This window comes from Spirochaetota bacterium, assembly GCA_034190085.1.
Lineage (GTDB): Bacteria > Spirochaetota > UBA4802 > UBA4802 > JAFGDQ01 > JAXHTS01.
This window is the reverse complement of sequence record JAXHTS010000081.1, coordinates 1-16,713: the sequence shown is the minus strand read 5'-3', so window position 1 is coordinate 16,713 and position 16,713 is coordinate 1. Positions and strand designations below refer to the sequence as shown.

Annotated in this window: 15 protein-coding genes; 12 read left to right on the top strand and 3 right to left on the bottom strand. The window is 39.0% G+C overall.

The genetic code is table 11. From position 1 onward, the window contains the following. The first annotated feature begins 70 nt into the window (after positions 1 to 70). Together SVZ03_16640 and SVZ03_16635 are read left to right on the top strand one after the other, a co-directional pair. Positions 71 to 316 (top strand): hypothetical protein, encoded by a 246-nt coding sequence (locus tag SVZ03_16640; protein MDY6935833.1) that lies wholly within the window; start codon positions 71 to 73, stop codon positions 314 to 316. A 184-nt stretch (positions 317 to 500) separates the two neighbouring features. Further along, positions 501 to 1,190 carry a hypothetical protein gene (locus SVZ03_16635; GenBank protein ID MDY6935832.1) on the top strand — a complete coding sequence of 230 codons (690 nt, stop codon included), beginning with the start codon at positions 501 to 503 and terminating at the stop codon, positions 1,188 to 1,190. Positions 1,191 to 1,202: 12 nt separating this feature from the next. Here the strand turns inward: SVZ03_16635 and SVZ03_16630 are convergent, their stop codons facing one another. Both SVZ03_16630 and SVZ03_16625 read right to left on the bottom strand, forming a co-directional pair. Further along, positions 1,203 to 2,438, bottom strand: a complete 1,236-nt coding sequence (locus SVZ03_16630) for a porin (GenBank protein ID MDY6935831.1) — start codon at positions 2,436 to 2,438, stop codon at positions 1,203 to 1,205. A 39-nt stretch (positions 2,439 to 2,477) separates the two neighbouring features. Next, positions 2,478 to 3,692: a GEGP motif-containing diheme protein gene (locus tag SVZ03_16625; GenBank protein ID MDY6935830.1), complete on the bottom strand. Its 1,215-nt coding sequence runs from the start codon at positions 3,690 to 3,692 to the stop codon at positions 2,478 to 2,480. A 263-nt stretch (positions 3,693 to 3,955) separates the two neighbouring features. Here SVZ03_16625 and SVZ03_16620 point away from each other — a divergent pair, with 263 nt between their 5' ends. Then, the gene (locus tag SVZ03_16620) at positions 3,956 to 4,873 is read left to right on the top strand and encodes a helix-turn-helix transcriptional regulator (protein MDY6935829.1); all 918 of its coding nucleotides are present in this window, start codon (positions 3,956 to 3,958) and stop codon (positions 4,871 to 4,873) included. A 136-nt stretch (positions 4,874 to 5,009) separates the two neighbouring features. Beyond that, on the top strand, positions 5,010 to 5,276 hold the full coding sequence (locus SVZ03_16615) for a hypothetical protein (protein ID MDY6935828.1): 267 nt from the start codon (positions 5,010 to 5,012) through the stop codon (positions 5,274 to 5,276). 46 nt (positions 5,277 to 5,322) lie between these two features. On the opposite strand, the gene SVZ03_16610 is transcribed toward SVZ03_16615, so the two are convergent. Then, the gene (locus tag SVZ03_16610; protein ID MDY6935827.1) at positions 5,323 to 6,741 is read right to left on the bottom strand and encodes an MATE family efflux transporter; all 1,419 of its coding nucleotides are present in this window, start codon (positions 6,739 to 6,741) and stop codon (positions 5,323 to 5,325) included. A 486-nt stretch (positions 6,742 to 7,227) separates the two neighbouring features. Here SVZ03_16610 and SVZ03_16605 point away from each other — a divergent pair, with 486 nt between their 5' ends. The 8 genes from SVZ03_16605 (at position 7,228) to SVZ03_16570 (ending at position 16,512) form a co-directional block, all read left to right on the top strand. Then, the gene (locus SVZ03_16605) at positions 7,228 to 8,151 is read left to right on the top strand and encodes a class I SAM-dependent methyltransferase (protein ID MDY6935826.1); all 924 of its coding nucleotides are present in this window, start codon (positions 7,228 to 7,230) and stop codon (positions 8,149 to 8,151) included. Between the two features lie 440 nt (positions 8,152 to 8,591). After that, positions 8,592 to 9,884 carry a CoA transferase gene (locus SVZ03_16600; protein ID MDY6935825.1) on the top strand — a complete coding sequence of 431 codons (1,293 nt, stop codon included), beginning with the start codon at positions 8,592 to 8,594 and terminating at the stop codon, positions 9,882 to 9,884. Positions 9,885 to 9,991: 107 nt separating this feature from the next. After that, positions 9,992 to 11,224 (top strand): CoA transferase, encoded by a 1,233-nt coding sequence (locus tag SVZ03_16595; protein ID MDY6935824.1) that lies wholly within the window; start codon positions 9,992 to 9,994, stop codon positions 11,222 to 11,224. Positions 11,225 to 11,309: 85 nt separating this feature from the next. Continuing rightward, positions 11,310 to 12,044: a Sir2 family NAD-dependent protein deacetylase gene (locus SVZ03_16590; protein MDY6935823.1), complete on the top strand. Its 735-nt coding sequence runs from the start codon at positions 11,310 to 11,312 to the stop codon at positions 12,042 to 12,044. Between the two features lie 5 nt (positions 12,045 to 12,049). Continuing rightward, on the top strand, positions 12,050 to 12,973 hold the full coding sequence (locus SVZ03_16585; GenBank protein MDY6935822.1) for a carbohydrate kinase family protein: 924 nt from the start codon (positions 12,050 to 12,052) through the stop codon (positions 12,971 to 12,973). A gap of 85 nt (positions 12,974 to 13,058) precedes the next feature. Further along, complete coding sequence (locus SVZ03_16580) at positions 13,059 to 13,367, top strand: hypothetical protein (protein ID MDY6935821.1); 309 nt, start codon at positions 13,059 to 13,061, stop codon at positions 13,365 to 13,367. A 1-nt stretch (position 13,368) separates the two neighbouring features. Continuing rightward, a complete protein-coding gene (gene recG / locus SVZ03_16575) occupies positions 13,369 to 15,465 on the top strand; it encodes an ATP-dependent DNA helicase RecG (GenBank protein MDY6935820.1) in 2,097 nt (698 codons plus the stop codon). Positions 15,466 to 15,750: 285 nt separating this feature from the next. Beyond that, positions 15,751 to 16,512 (top strand): methyltransferase domain-containing protein, encoded by a 762-nt coding sequence (locus tag SVZ03_16570; GenBank protein ID MDY6935819.1) that lies wholly within the window; start codon positions 15,751 to 15,753, stop codon positions 16,510 to 16,512. Positions 16,513 to 16,713: the final 201 nt, after the last annotated feature.

The window sequence follows — 16,713 nt, the reverse complement described above, 5'->3', positions numbered from 1 at the left end:
GCATTAAATATTGGGAAGGAATTTCAAAGGCGAATAACTGAGAAGTCACTTGAAGAACAACGGGAAAAAGTTGAGCAAAAAAAACTGCTCGCATTGCGGAGCAAAATTAATAATCAGGGGTATATGTGAGAGATTCGTTCAAAGCCTTTCAGGCCGGTTAAAATTGACGGGTATACGCTGGACTCTCCAGCATGCGAATGCAATGGCAAGGCTTCGATGTAAATATTTCGAAGACCGTTGGCATAATTTCTGGAATTCTATAAATTCAAATGATTATATCAGGGAGCATGGCAAGACTCATGTTATAGCGGCATGACCTAAAATTTAATTTGCTACCTGTAAAGTTTCAAAATAGCGACTATATATTAAACAATAAATTCAATTTAAAACATCATCCAAATAAATGGGACTGTAGAAACATCGCATATAACCTATCATTAAAACAATCCAGGAGTCCGATAATATATTCATAATAATGCCCTTAAGACACCATTAAAGATATGAAAAAATGCCTTGTTCTACAGATCATTCTTATTGTGCATCTGTGTGCCCCGCAATTAGATGCAGAGGATTATCAGTATCAGTATTTCAAAGAAAAGAAGGAATACACACCATTTTCTGACTATATACCAAAGGTTAGGCTCCACTATAAAACTGTGCCGCACTACCTGGAGGATTATTACCAGCTTTATGGAAAGAAACAGTATTATAATGAAAACTCGCTAAGAAAGAATATTGAAAGATTGAAGAGGGCCCTAGAATGCAGATTTAGGCATCCTTCAGAGGCTCTAATTAAGATTGAGACAAAGGATGAATATCTCAAATACCGAAGGCTCATGTTTATGCATATAAACATTCTCATAATGAGAAATTATCTAAGAATAGCGTCAAGATATGACAAAAGACGAATCTATTTCTACAACCTCGATTTTGCTAAGGAGATCAGGGAGAGCCTTGACATTGCTGAAGGGCTGTACAGGAAGGCTATAGGCTATTGGAATAAAGCCAAAGGATATGCGGAGAAGGCCAGCAACATCAGGATAACAACAGACCTGGGATTCATTGAGTCAGAGAGGTATTCCATTATTAAGGGAGAATTAAATTATCGCAGGATTATTGATGATCATATAAAGAGGCTCAAGGAGAAGAGAAAAACTCTTAATAATGGACTTGCCTCAATGAAAAGATAATTGCCAATTCGATCAAAATTCATATTGCGCTGAAAGGATGAAGATATCATCATTGGTCTCAATATTGAGTTCACCCTCAAGCCTTTTCCATTTATAATTGGGCTGCATCCTTAGACCAGGAGGGATATAGTAGTTAATCCCAAGGGTATAGGTCTTCATAGTCTCTTCCCCGCCAAAGATAGAGTTTTCATCAGTGTAGGAATCGAATCTAAATCCAGCTTCAAGACGATCCTTCAGTATCTCAACAATAACCCTGAGTTCATAGCCGTGATACCTATAATCCGGCTCATTATTGTTGTCAAAGTCATCCTCAACAACCCCTTTCCCATACATGCCAGTGAGTCTGATTCGATTAAAGATGATTATCTGTATGTCAGAGGACCAGGATTCCCGATCTATATCAAGAACCGTCTTTGTGTCATTATAGAGTATATTCGGGTGTCTGTTCCGATTTCTATGCCCCCCAAGGCGAAATGATGATACTGGGAAATCTACCAGATGAAAAAGCCTCATAATATCCCATGATAGCCTCGTCCCGAAAAAATATGCTCCAAAGGTGTTAGTGTATACAAATTGCCTGCTCTCATTGCCCCCTACAAAAAGATTTGCCCCAAGCCCATTTGATATCATACAGTGATATGTGAATCCGTAAAGATTTCCCCTAATAGCCACACCCAAATCCCTATAATAGGTTTGGACGCTGGTAAAGGGGGAGATGCTCGATGTGCTCTTTGATAATGACCAGTTGGCCACATTGTCGGTAAAGCGGCTTCGTGTAGCAAATTCAAGATTTGAGCTGCTGGTTTCAACCTCATAGGTTGATGGTATCTTCATCTGCCCGGCCCGGAGTTGAAGATTATCCTTTATCAATAAATAATGTACATAGGCATCCAGCATTGATGGGGTGCCGCTTTCAAGCTTTGCTGATATCTTGCCCCTAAGTTTGCCATCAATATTCTCAATATATACCCTTGCCCTATTAAAGCTGAACCCCGATGCCTGCTGTGCAGCCTCATCATTTGTTAAACGCTGCCGCTTCCCATTCTCCACCCCTTCATAGATATACCATAACTGAAGATAACCTCCAATATGCACATTAAAGGTATAAAGAGGATCATCCTTAATCTTATCAGGGATTTCGGGATTATTGATTCCTCCATTGATATAAATAGACGCAGGGTTATTCTGCGCCTTTAGGGGATAGCAAAAAAATAACACCAATAGAATCAATAAACTTCTCAAAGCCATATTTTAACTATATTCTTACGATACATGGCGTCGCTCTATCTATTTTTCCGTTACCCCTTGGCCATAAACAATAAGTTTTTTATCCATAATCAAGGACCATCCGTTTATCCAATCATATTCCTCATACCCATCGGGCATAGGATCAATGCGAATTACACAAGTGCCCTTAACAGCATCGCCTGCATTATGATCAATGTTATCGTCATAGTCCCATCCATCGCCATATGTATTGGCTCTTGAGCCACGATCCGGTCTTCCGGCCGATTCCTGGGGACGCACAATTCGATAGGGGCCCTCTCCGCCTATTCTCCCGTCTGTGCTATCGTAGTAGGATTCATCCAGATAGCCATCATCGCGTTCATAAGCAAGAATCATATATAACTCATCAGGGATCTCGCTGCCATGGGCTAGCCCATCCGGGATTATATCAGGATAATTGATGAGATTCCTCTCAGGATCATCGGGCCAACTGGGGACTGAATAATATATGCCCCTGGGATAACTGTAATTGATATCCTCATCCAGATCAAAATCCTTCTGATAACCATCAGGAGCAAAGAAGGTCATGCCAGTAGCGCCTGATAAATCAATGCCCGCCGCAGCGATTAGATCCAGGATTGTTACCCCTTTGTAGGTTACATAATCATCATATTGCTGTTTATGAGCGTTAAGCAGCATAAACTGTTCATGTTTATTCATTGCGGTAACATCATCCCAGTAAAGCTCTATTGTGGGAGCAAGGGGCTGACCAGGATAACTGTCGGCATCCCCGGGAAAACGCAAGTCCTCAATCTCTTCCGCATTTGAATATGTATCACTATCAGAATCCTGATCAGCGATAGCTTGCAGTGCTTCCTGATTTCTGCCCGCATTATTATAAGCAAGGCCATAGGGATTAAGGGTAGACTCATAGGTTGAAGGGTACCCGGATGTGAAGTCACTCCCCTCTTCAAATGCCTTTAGATGGCAATAAGAACAGGGATTATCGATATTCTTTGTCTTTCCGCTATCCGCATAGGTAATCCTTCCCCCGGAATGGCATGTCTGGCAATCATCGAGTCGTTTGCCAACTGTGGAGGGATATGTTTTCACAAAATTGTTAGCATCCACATCACTTTCATGGCCTGAATATGCCCGTGATGAGACAATTTCCGTTGGGACAAAGCTATTAGAGCTGCTATCATCTGAACATGCGCAGAAGGCGATCAGAACAATGTAAAGGATGACCATAGGATTATTTAATTTATTTAGCATAACGGATTCCTCCTAATCTTTAATAGTTTTTTCCATGAAAAAAGCGGTTACTAGCATGTCAACAATAAAAGTAATTTATTGTAATAAAATGTAATAATTAACTATATATTGTAGTATTTCACGCAAAAAGGGCGATTAAAGCGGACGATTGTTCTATATGACTGGGTATAAACTACAAATAGGTATGCGAAATTTATGTAATTTATCAAATTAGTTATTGAAAATTATCCATATCCCTTATAGAAAATGATGGAGGGGAATCCATGCCCAAGGATATGATGAACACAAAGGAAGTGGCGGAGTATCTCGGAATTCACGAGAAACAGGTTTATTCGCTAATAAAGTCCGGCAGAATCCCCTGCACACGCATTACAGGCAAATGGATATTTCCAAAGCACATTATCGATGAATGGATCACATCACATGCCCAACATGGGACAACAGGCACAGAGGGAAAGACTAAAACCCCTGAGGGATACATAATGTCTGCCGGTAGCAATGATCCGATCCTTGATATTCTTTTGAGCTATATGAAACAGTCTCATCCTGGTTTTTACATATTCACCTGTAGTATTGGAAGCACCAAGGGTCTATGTATGCTGGGCGAAAGGAAAATTGACGTTGCCTGGTGTCACCTGCTAGATCCCAAAACCGGCGATTACAACATTCCATATTTAGCAGATTATATTCAGGATATGAAGGTCGCAGTGGTGCATCTTTTCTATAGAGAACTCGGTTTTATCCTCTCTCCACAGGCAAAATTAAATGTAACCGAATTTAGTGATCTCACAGCTAAGGGCGTGGAGTTTGTCAATCGACAGGAGGGATCAGGCACCCGAGTGCTGCTCGATTATCATTTGCAGCGGACGGATATTGATCCCCATCTGATAAATGGCTATGAGCGTGTGGTACATACACACTTTGAAGTGGGACTCGCTGTGTTGTCAGGCGAGGCAAATATTGGCATTGCGACTGTAGCTATATCAAATCTATTCGGCCTGCCCTTTGTTCCTTTAGTACGGGAAAGCTTTGATATGGTTCTTTCGCAAGAAACATTTTTCCTAAAGGGCCTACAGGCATTCATTGACACCCTTAAAACAGAGGAATTCAGAAAAATCGTTAAGCCCCTTGGCAATTACGATTTCAGTGAATCTGGGAAAATCATACACTCCGTATCCTAGATATTACCAGATGATATTTCTTACTTATTGATACAAAATTAAAAATCCACGAATTTAACTCTAATATTATTTTCATCGATAGACGATAATTATATTATCTTATCTATCATACTGCTAATGCTGGATAAGGCATGACATGGATAATAATCTATTTTTCTATAATATGGATTTTTTTGTGTTTATAACAATTGAAGTTGTAATAATAATAATTTTTTTAATTCTGCTTCGATATTCCAAATTCAATGGCGGGGTTTTTGACAGAAGAATTTCAGAGAGGAGAAGATCAGAGCGGAGAGTTCATAAAAATAGATATGAGACAGATAATAAAGACAAACTTGATAGAAGAAATTCAAACAGGAGGAGCACAAATAGAAGGGCATTCAATCTGAGAATAAAGACTTAATATTAAAAAAAATTATTCATGCTGCCCAGTTCTATCCCCCATCCCCTTAATCCAAATAATCCAAAGTTCTGTGTTCTAAATTTTTTAAATGTAGATCTGTCCAAAACCACGATATAATCAATAAAAGCATATGCCCTGTGGCGATGCTTATGAAGATGCCAACCATTCCCATCTGCAAAAATTTTACTGATAAGAATGCCAGGGGTATTGTAATTAGTCCTATTTGGATCAATCGTATTAAGAGGGCCGGCAGGGGCCTTCCTGTGGCTTGAAAGGTGGCTCCGGATATAGCGATAGTGGAGATGCCGATATAGGTAAATGAAATATATCTTATCTGTAAAACAGCCCCCTCAATTACCTCCTGAACCGTTGTAAAAAAACCGAATAATGGACGAGCAGCTAAATTGTAGACAAAGGCCAGGAATAATACAATAGATAAGGCAAACATAACATTAAATTTATAAATATTGATCAATCTCCTTATATTCTTTCTTCCATAATTCTGTCCGATCATTGTGATAGTGGAAGAAGATACAGCTATCGCCGGGATAAGCAATATTTGATCAGTTCTGCTGCAAAGAGACCAGGAGTTCATAGCCACTTCATCAATTGAGCTTACTATATTATTCAGAAAGATAAATGTGATGGACATAGAGAGCATGCTGAGGGATTCAGGAAATCCAATACGAATAATATGGTATATAATTGTTTTTCTAGTTTTAAATAGATTCCAATGAATAGGAACGCATGATTTTTTTGTAATGAAAAGCTGAATCACATATACCCCGGCAATGGCATAGGAGATTGTAGAGGCTAGTGCAGCGCCAGCCACCTCCATTTTAAATCCAAAAATAAGAAGGGGATCGAGTATCATATTTGACACAAACGCAATAATTGAGGCTATGGCAATATTCTTGGTTAATCCTTCCCCCTGGAGAAGGCCAAAAAATACATATGCGAAGAGCATCATCCCAAGACCCGGAAGCAGATAATAATAATAATCAAGCCCATACTGTATAGCATCAACGGTTAATTCTGTTCCCGCAAGGAGATGGATGATTTCATGTGCAAATGAATATCCGAAGGTAATTATAAAGAATGCAATAATTGAAGAGATGAAGAGCCCTGTATCCGCAGTATTATCAATTATCCTTTTATTATTTTCCCCGATGCCCCTCGCAATAAGGGTACTTACCCCCACTGTGAGGCCTATGCCTAATGACATAAATAAAAAGAAAAAGGGGAAAACAAGCGCAGGACCACTGAGAAGGGCAGTTGATGAGGGGTCAATCTGTGTGATGAAGAATGTGTCTGTTATCAGGTATAGGTATGCTAGTAGATTGCTTATTGCTATTGGTATTGTAAGTTTTAATGTCACAGGCCATATCCTTCCCTGAAACATATTCTTAATTTCACTATTTGAGATATTCTCCATGGTATTGACACACTCCTTATTTACTGTCATTGAGAAAGGCTTCCCCCTCTACACTAACCTTGCCTAAGGGTCAACAATCCTTCAAAAAAATTGTCCATGATTATTCTTTCCATAACCAATAAAAGCAATTTTTTATGGTTCTACGGCCCTTAGCTAGTCTCATCTCAATTGACAAAGTATCGCTGAATAAATCAAGCACTTCAATAATTATACAACTACTTACGGTTTCAAACGATAATAAAAAGGAAATCTAAGGCCTTGCTCTCCTATTCTCCATTAAATTTATTAATATTGTAACTAGTCATGTGTTTTTTCATATACACTATTAGACAAAAAATGTATAAAGGATGAGTTAGGGGTATTAAAAGTATGTCATCCCGGCTGTAGCGTAACGAAATGCCGGAATCTAAAGCAATTTTTTAAAGGGTTTTGAAAACATTTAAGACTCCTGCATTCGCTGGAATGACATTAGCTGATTAGTTGCTTAATTTCAATATATTTGTATTAAGGTATCAGATGCCTTTTGTAGAAAAAGAATATACCTTCTCAGATTCATCGATATACAGTCAATTAAAGGACCATTGTCCCCTTTGCGGCGGGAAAGAGATTGAACTCAAATACATAATAGATAAATATAATCCTTTTTTTAGGGTCGATAGATGCAGATTATGTGGCTTCATCTTTATGAATCCCGCCTTTCAAGAGAGCATAATCGAGGATTTCTATAGTGAGGATTATTATAAATGTGGAAGGGATTATTCCTACTATGATGAGAGGGAGTTGGAAAGATATGCCGGCTATGTGTGGGAAAAGAGGATTGAAATAATAAGAGGGCATGCAGCCAAGGGCAATTTACTTGACATAGGCTCCGCTTTTGGCGGATTCCTAAAATTAGCCTCACAATACTTCTCCCCCTATGGTATAGAGCTATCGGAGTATGCTGGAACATACGCAAAGGGCCTTTTTGGTAATAATATTCATATTGGCAGCCTATATGATAATCCCTTTAAAGAAAAATTCTTTTCAGTTATCACCATGATAGAACTCATAGAGCATCTTGCAGATCCAGTAACAGCTATTAGGGAATGTTACAGGCTACTGAAAGGTGGCGGGCTGCTTGTTATTCAGACAGCGAATATGGATGGACTCCAAGCAAGAGTATTGGGTGATAGATATGCCTATTATATGCCGGTTCATTTATCCTATTTTACAAAAAAAAATCTAACCTCTCTTTTAAAATGGCAAGGATTTAGTAGAATTATTACATTTCATCCAGTTGAATTCGGTCTGTTGCCCAAGCTTTTAAAGTCAAGATATTATTTCAAATCATATACAGACTATCATAAGTGGTTTAGAATATCATTCTATCACTATATTAGCAAAATCAGGTACAGGGACTCATCAATCACAAGCTCTATGGTCATTTATGCATTCAAATAGGTGTTTGGATATTTATTGAACTATAGAAATTGATAGAGTGTGATTATGTCCTTATCCCTTTCTTATCAATGAAGTTGAGAAGGGGTAATCCGATTTTGAGTTTCAGATAAGAAAGATAAATGCTATGCAACTATCATGAGCATATACAACCGATAAAACCCTAAACACTTTCTCTGTTGAGATTTAAAATGATTTTCACCCGCAGGATGATTGAGGTTGTTTACTTTAAAATAACTCGACTTTTTTCTTGACAATATTCAATTATTTAGTTTTTTATCATCAAATAATATTAGGTAGTTGTTATTGTTTCTGCAGTAAGGCTATTCCCATAATGCCATCACTTCTTGAAGATTATTATAGCGAATTATGTCAAGTAATATTCTAATATAGATATTTTGCAGCAACAAACCCAGATTTTTACAAATAAAGGAGTATAATATATGCCAATCACAAAAGGGCCGTTAAACGGTATCAGAGTATTAGATTTGACTCAGGCTCATGCAGGTCCCTTTGGCACCCTGCTTTTAGGGGATCTTGGGGCTGAAATAATAAAGGTGGAGCCACCTACAGGTGAATTCATGAGAATGGGAGATCCTAAGGTACATGTTTCGCATTCCTACATAATAGGACTCAATCGCAATAAGAAGAGTATATCATTAGATTTAAAGGGTGAAATAGGCAGAAAGACCTTCTACGAATTAGTGAAGAAATCTGATATAGTCTTTTCAAATTATCGAGCTGATGTGCCCAAGAGACAGGGAAGCGATTTTGATACCCTTAAGAAGATAAACCCAGGTATTATCCGTCTTAATATTTCGGGTTATGGTGAGACGGGACCCTATATTGCTTATCCCTCCTTTGACATCATCGCATGCGGGCATAGCGGAATTTTGAGCATATCTGGAGAGCCTGGAAGGGCTCCGGTAATACCCGGCGGTATAGCATTAGCTGATATGATGGGCGGTATCTTTGGGTGCATGTCCGTATTAGCCGCCCTTGTGAAGAGGAATAGGGATGGCAAGGGGATGAAACTGGAAATAAACCTTCTTGATGGGCTTTTGGTTATGCAACAGGTTATGTTTCAACTCTATTTCCTATCAGGGAATGAGCCTGGCCATCAGGGGAGAAGACATATGATGGCTGCCGGATATGGGATATATGATACAAAGGATGGATATATAACCATAGCTCCAATTGATTTGGAGAGGGTGCTTAAGCTCATTGGACTGGAGTATGTGTTGAGCGATCCGCTTTATGATTCCTCTGAAAAGAGATTAGCCAACAAAAAGGGATTGGATCAATTGATTGAAAAGGCCTTCCTTGAGAAAACGACTGAAGAATGGCTTAAAATCTTGCGTGATGAAAACGATATAGCCTCAGGGCCTGTGCTCAATCTAGATGATGTGATTAATGATCCCCAGGTTAAGCATAATAAGATGATTATTGAAATGGCGCTTAAGGGGGAAAAATACAATACTGTAGGCTCTCTTTTTAGGTTATATAATGAAGACGGGAGTCTAATTGAGGGTAATCCTGAACCGCCTCCTGATTTGAATCAGGATATTGAAGATGTATTGAGTGAGGTATTAGGATATTCTGGCGATCAAATTGATGAATTAATTACTGAGACTCAATCAGGTCTAAAGAGAACGCAGGAGCGCGTAAAGAGCATGACCCTGCTCACAGAAGATGACATTGCAGAGGCGGAGAAGACAAAAAATCAAAATAATTAATCATAATAAAACGAGTATCAATAGTAAGTAAAAGATTGAAAATATACTATCATAGTTTACACGGTTATTTTGCAAAACAGAAGACAAGAGAGGAGGAATAAAATAAAATGGCAATAACGAAAGGCCCATTGTGCGGCATTAGGATTCTCGACATGAGTCAAGCTCATGCTGGACCCTTTGGAACTATGCTTTTAGGAGATCTTGGAGCAGAGATCATAAAAATTGAATCCCCGCTGGGAGATATATTGAGATATGGTGAAAAAGAGGTAAATCCGATAAACTACTATGTTTTAACACTTAATCGGAATAAGAAGGGCATTGTATTAGACCTTGGAAGCGAAAAGGGGAAGAAGGCATTTTATGACTTGGTAAAAAAATCAGATGTGGTTTTTTCTAATTTTCGGGCAGATGTTCCTAAGAGGCAGGGGAGTGACTTCGAAACCCTGAAGGAGATCAATCCCAATATTATAAGATGCAACATCTCTGGATATGGCCCGACTGGACCATACGTCAAGTACCCCTCCTTTGATATAATAGCCTGCGGTCACAGCGGAATTCTAAGCCTCTCTGGGGAACCCGATAGACCCCCAGTAATCCCAGGCGGCATAGCAATGGCTGATATGATGGGCGGCATCTTTGCTGTGCTATCTATCCTAGCTGCGCTAATAAGTAGAGATAAAGATGGGAAGGGTGTCAAGGCAGAGGTTAATCTTCTGGATTCACTTATACTCATGCAAAAGGTTCTCTTCCAGAACTATTTTGCCAGCGGCAATCTCCCAGGGCTTCAGGGGAGAAGACATCATATGATGCAAACCTATGGCGTTCATGACACAAAGGATGGATATATGACAATTGGACCTGGAAGCGAGGATAAGTTGGTAGAGTTGGTGGGTCTTGATTGGATGTTTAAGGATCCGAAATTCGATAATATGATGAATAGAATTCTCAATGCGGAGGAATTCAGGGAACATTTTGCCAATGCCCTGAAAAAGAAGAACACCGATGAGTGGGTAAATATATTTCGGGATGAAAACGATATACCCTCAGGGCCTGTTCTGAGTTATGAACAGGTTGCCAATGATCCTCAGGTTGAGCATAATAATATGATAATTGAGATGGAGATCAAGGGGCAAAAATATAAAACCATTGGTCCTGTATTCAAGATGGAAAATGAGCTGGAGGGAGATCCGGAGCCGGCTCCAGATTTGGGACAGCATACAAAAGAGGTCTTAATGGATATATTGAACTATTCTGATGAGCAAATACAGCAGGTTGAGGCAGAAAATGAAGCTGGAGTAGAGAGATTGATGAACCGCAATCTAAAAAGGGTAAAAAGATAACTCAAATGTTGTTTCTCATCAGGGATCTGTTCCGATAGAGTACAGAGCATATCAATACAATGATTCCGACAAGCATTTTAGCGACATGGATCATAGAGAGATTAAAAGACTAATTCACAATTCAAATAAAATCACTGTACTTACTGGCGCAGGCATCTCAACTGAATCTGGCATTTCTGATTTTAGGAGTCCTGGAGGAGTATGGAGTCAATATAAGACCGTAACCCTTCAGGAATTCCTAAGCGATAGTGAAAAGCGGAGGTATTACTGGAGATACAAGAGCGATACAATTCCTTCAATGATTAATGCGGAACCAAATCCGGCTCATTTCGCATTGGGCAAGCTGGATAAGGATGGCAGATTATTCTGGCTCTTAACTCAAAATATTGATGGCCTTCACGAAAAGGGCGGGGTTGCGGAAGAAAGAATAGTAAACCTGCATGGAACTAATATGAAAGCAATCTGCTGGAGCTGTAAAAAAATATTCAATATTGAAGATGTGTTTGATCAGATTGCTGAATTCGACTATGATCCCAGGTGTGTGGATTGCAATGGGTATATTAAGCCCAATACCGTATCCTTTGGACAGAACCTGAATCCTGATCATATTTCCCTTGCGGAGAAGGCATCAAAGGAATGCGATCTCTTTATGTCGCTTGGTAGCTCATTGGTGGTGTTTCCTGTATGCTCATTCGTTGAGGTGGCTTACCATAACAAAAGACCGATAATAATCATCAATCGAGATCCAACCCCTTATGATAAATACGCGGCTTATAAATTGTCCGATTCTCTGGCAGAGATCCTTCCTACGCTAATTTGAGACTCATGAATTATCCGGAGATTATAGTCTTTGGCCGCAATTGCATTGATTATATTGCGATAGTTGATGAATTTCCCAGGGAGGATCAGAAGGTTCCCCTTGAATTCAGATTAGAGGAAGCCGGAGGACAGGGTGGCACTTCATCCTGCTGCATCTCTAGGCTTGGTGGATCAGTTGCCTATATTGGGAAGGTCGGTGATGATGAGGTTGGAAGATTCTGTTTAAACCGCCTGAAGGACTTTCGTGTTAATACAAAATATATTGAGATAGTAAAGAAGGGAAGAACCCCCATCGCTTATGTATTTGTGACAAAATCGAATGGCAAGAGAACGATAATCTATGATCATTCCACCCTTCCCATAATAGAGATTACGAAGAGTATCGAGGAAATACTATCTAAAGCCAGGGTAGTATTGCTTGATCCGGAGGTGACTTATCTTGCCAAGGTGTTAAGGCCCTTGGCTGAGGATAGGTTTAGGATTATCTATGATTGCGAGAGATGGCGGGATGGCATAACTGACATCATGGAGGTTGCTGATTACTTTGTCCCAACCGCAGACTTCCTTGACTCAAAAGAGCTACCCTTTGATAATAAATCATTCTTTGATAAGATATTCAGGCTAAAGGAGATGTTGAAGGGAGAGATAATAGTGACAAAGGGCATTGAGGGCGCCTACTATATAAAGAACAAGAGTCTTTACCATGTCCCAGCCATCAAAATTCGGATTAAGGATACTATTGGGGCCGGCGACAACTTTCATGCAGCTTTGGCTTATGCCATAAACAGGGATTATACCTTGGATATGGCGGTTAAGCTTTCTGTAACCGTGGCCTCACTCTCCTGTAGAGAATACGGAGGCAGGAATGGGATTCCAAATTTAACGGAAGCTATAAAAATAGCTGAAGATATTGAAGAGAGGTTAGTGTAGTTTGTATGAGATATATTTTAATGCATCAAATTAAATCATAAGTGTAACCAAAGTATAGATAATTAAATGAGGAGACTTGGATAGAATGGCAAAAAAATTAAAGATTTTTGGGATTATTCTAATATTAGTTTTGATTGCTGGAATTTTTGTATATTTTAGATACTTCTTTACTTATGAGCAGAGGAATATTGTCAAGAGAAAGATCGAAGTCATCACCGGTCAAAATCTTACTGTTACAATTTTTGGTTTTGATGGAAAAATTATTAAGAGGTGGAATGGAGTACAGAAGATAACATCCGGCAAGGAAGGGAGAAATTATACTTACTTCTATACTCGTGATGGGAAATATGTTCAAATACCGAATTCTGTATGGTATGTAGCAGAAGAGGAGTAGGTTGCTCAACAGCAACGTTCAGTTTTTAAGGGGAATAGGTCAGAAAAGGGCCGACATTCTTAGGAGCGAGGTTGGGATAGAAACAATTGAAGACCTCTTATACTTTGCTCCAAGGAAATATATTGACAGGTCTGCATTCAAAGCAATAAAAGACTCCTTTGTCAATGAGACTGTCACTATCGCTGGCACAATCAAGAGTGTAAGGGTCCTTGGTAGAAACAGAAAATTTCTTGAAGTGGAAATTACCGATGACACTGACTCCCTTTGCGGCATCTTTTTTCAAGGATTGCAATATTTAAGGGGCATTTTTAATTTAGGGGATTACGTTCTTTTCTCTGGGAGAATAGATTTTTATAGAAAGAAGCAGATTGTTCATCCCGATTTTGACTTCATTGATATAGACTCTCAGATACAATCCATCCATACTGGAAGGATTGTACCGCTATACAGATCTACTCAAAAGCTAAAGAGATACGGTCTTGATTCAAAGGGTTTCAGGAGAATAATCAGGGATGCTATCGATTCACACCTATTCTACATTGAGGATCCTCTCGATGCATCTCTACTCTTAAGGCTTCAGCTTAACCCCCTTCAGGAGGCCATCTTTTCCCTGCATTTCCCGGATTCGATGGAGAAGGCTGAACAAGCAAGGAAAAGACTCTCCTATAATGAATTATTTTTCCTGCAATATTATCTGGCCATTTCTAGAAAGTATTCAAGGGAAGAATTGAGGATAATTAAGAATAATATTGATACTTCTCTATTCAATAAACTTATATCAAGCCTGCCATTCGAGCTGACTGTTGATCAAGTGAAGGCCATTGAGGAGATAAAGAGGGATATTGAGAATCCCTACCCCATGAACAGGCTACTCCAGGGGGATGTTGGGTGCGGGAAAACCGTGGTTGCGATGGCTGCATCTATGCTCGTGATCGGAAGGGATGAACAGGTTGCTTTCATGGCGCCTACGGAACTATTAGCAAATCAGCATCTTGATATTTTTGAAAAATTACTGCCCTCGGATGTAAAGATATCACTTTTAACCGGAGCGATACCTAAATCTGAGAAAGGGGAGCTATACAGTTCAATCTCCAATGGTGAAACTGATATTGTTATTGGCACACATGCCATTATTCAGGAGGGTGTTACCTTTCATAACCTGGGGCTTATTATCATTGATGAGCAGCATAGATTCGGTGTAAATCAGAGGGCAAAGTTGAGGGGGAAGGGGGAGCATACAGATCTGATTATTATGACTGCAACACCCATCCCGCGATCCCTTTCATTAACACTCTATGGCGATCTCGATGTGACATATATTAAGGAAAAGCCAAAAAACAGGCTCGCTATTAAAACCCTTTCCCTCCCTGAGTCCAGATTAGGGGGGGTTTATGCCTCTGTTGAGAAATATATCAATCAGGGAAGACAGGCATATTTTGTATTGCCCCTTATTGAGGAATCAGAAAAGGTTGATATTAAATCCGCAATTGAGGTGTATGAACATCTTAAGGAAAACATATTCCCGCATAGAAGAATTGAGATACTTCATGGAAGGATGTCACCTGAGGAGAGGGGCGTGATAATGCATTGTTTTAAGGATGGGGAGATCGACATACTGGTTGCCACAACTGTCATCGAAGTGGGGATTGATGTGCCAAACGCCAATATAATAGTAATTGAACATGCGGAGAGATTCGGCCTTTCAACTCTTCATCAATTGAGGGGGCGTGTGGGAAGGGGGATTCATCAATCATTTTGCGTTCTCACCTATCCGGATAACATATCTCAGGTGAGTAAAAAAAGAATAAACTCCATAGCGTCTATGGATGATGGATTTAAAATAGCTGAAGAAGATTTAAAAATTAGGGGTAGCGGTGAGATCATAGGGATTAGGCAGCATGGACATTCGATAGGATTTGAATTCTCCGATCTACATAGAGATGTTGACCTCATCCTATCAGCAAAGAGAGAAGCGGAAAGGGTTGTATCAGAAATAGAGGATGTTCATACTTTGCTCATCAAATTAGAGGATAATCTTCAATTCTCGCCTATTATGAAAGGAATCAGAACAAAAAGGATTCTGTCTATCCTATCATAGCTTAGCAAAAGTAAAATCACAATGCAAATCCCTGAGGACTCGTTGGGTTATGATGAGATGACAGAATATTATAGAACAACAATTTAAGGCGACTACCCAAGAGGTGATTAATAAGCCGATTAATTCCCTTGACAATAATTACGGCTATTATGATATTATGATAAAAATTGTCTTAAGATTATACCAAGGATGGCCGATTACCACCCATTTGAAAAATAATATGTGAATGTCATCACGAACACCTTTATGTACGATTATCGGCACTTCACACTATAAGGAGTGATTATGGAGACACAAGATTATGAATTAGTATTACCAGAGATTGATGAAAATATTGAACAGGATGAAGAATGGTTGATAATAAACTATGGAGAGAGACAGGAGCGGGTAAAATTCCACGATTATGGCGCAATTTATAATATTCCAGGTCTATATGAAGAATTATTCTATGAACAGCTTCATTGCAAATCCCCTACAGTGGTGTGCGACCTTTTAAACAATACAATTGAAGAAATGGACAACAGTATAAATGATCTTAGAGTTCTTGATTTTGGGGCCGGGAATGGGATGGTCGGAGATATTTTGAAGTCTGAAGGATGTGATCTGTTAGTTGGAGTAGATATTCTGCCAGAAGCCAAAAACGCTGCCTTAAGGGATCGGCCAAATATCTATGATAATTATCATGTAATGGACTTCTCCAATCTCAATGAGGTTGATACAAATGTTTTAGAACAATATAACTTTAATACTCTCATCTCTGTTGCGGCCCTCGGATTTGGAGATATCTCCCCTATTGCATTTCTCAATGCATATAATTTAATCGAGGATGATGGAATAGTTGTATTTAATATTAAAAATAAATTTTTATCGGATGATGATGAAAGTGGATATAAAGATATCATCGATAGTATTAACGATGAATATATTTCCATCCACCATAAAGAGGAATATTGTCATAGGTTATCCCTTGATGGCAGGGAACTCTATTATACAGCGATTGTATGTTCAAAAATAAAAAATGTAGATTTTGAAGAGATTGTGCAGTAATCTATATAAATTACTATTACCTTAAGGAGATGGCCAACTCAGTGTCCCTTCAATCAAAGATTAAAATGGATATTCTTTTCTATACTCATTCTAAATAGGTTTGCGAATAAATTAGATAACGGATTTCCCAATAATTTCAAATTTTTCAGTTAGTATAGATCTTAACTCCTTTTCATAATCTTGAAGATTATTTAGAAAATG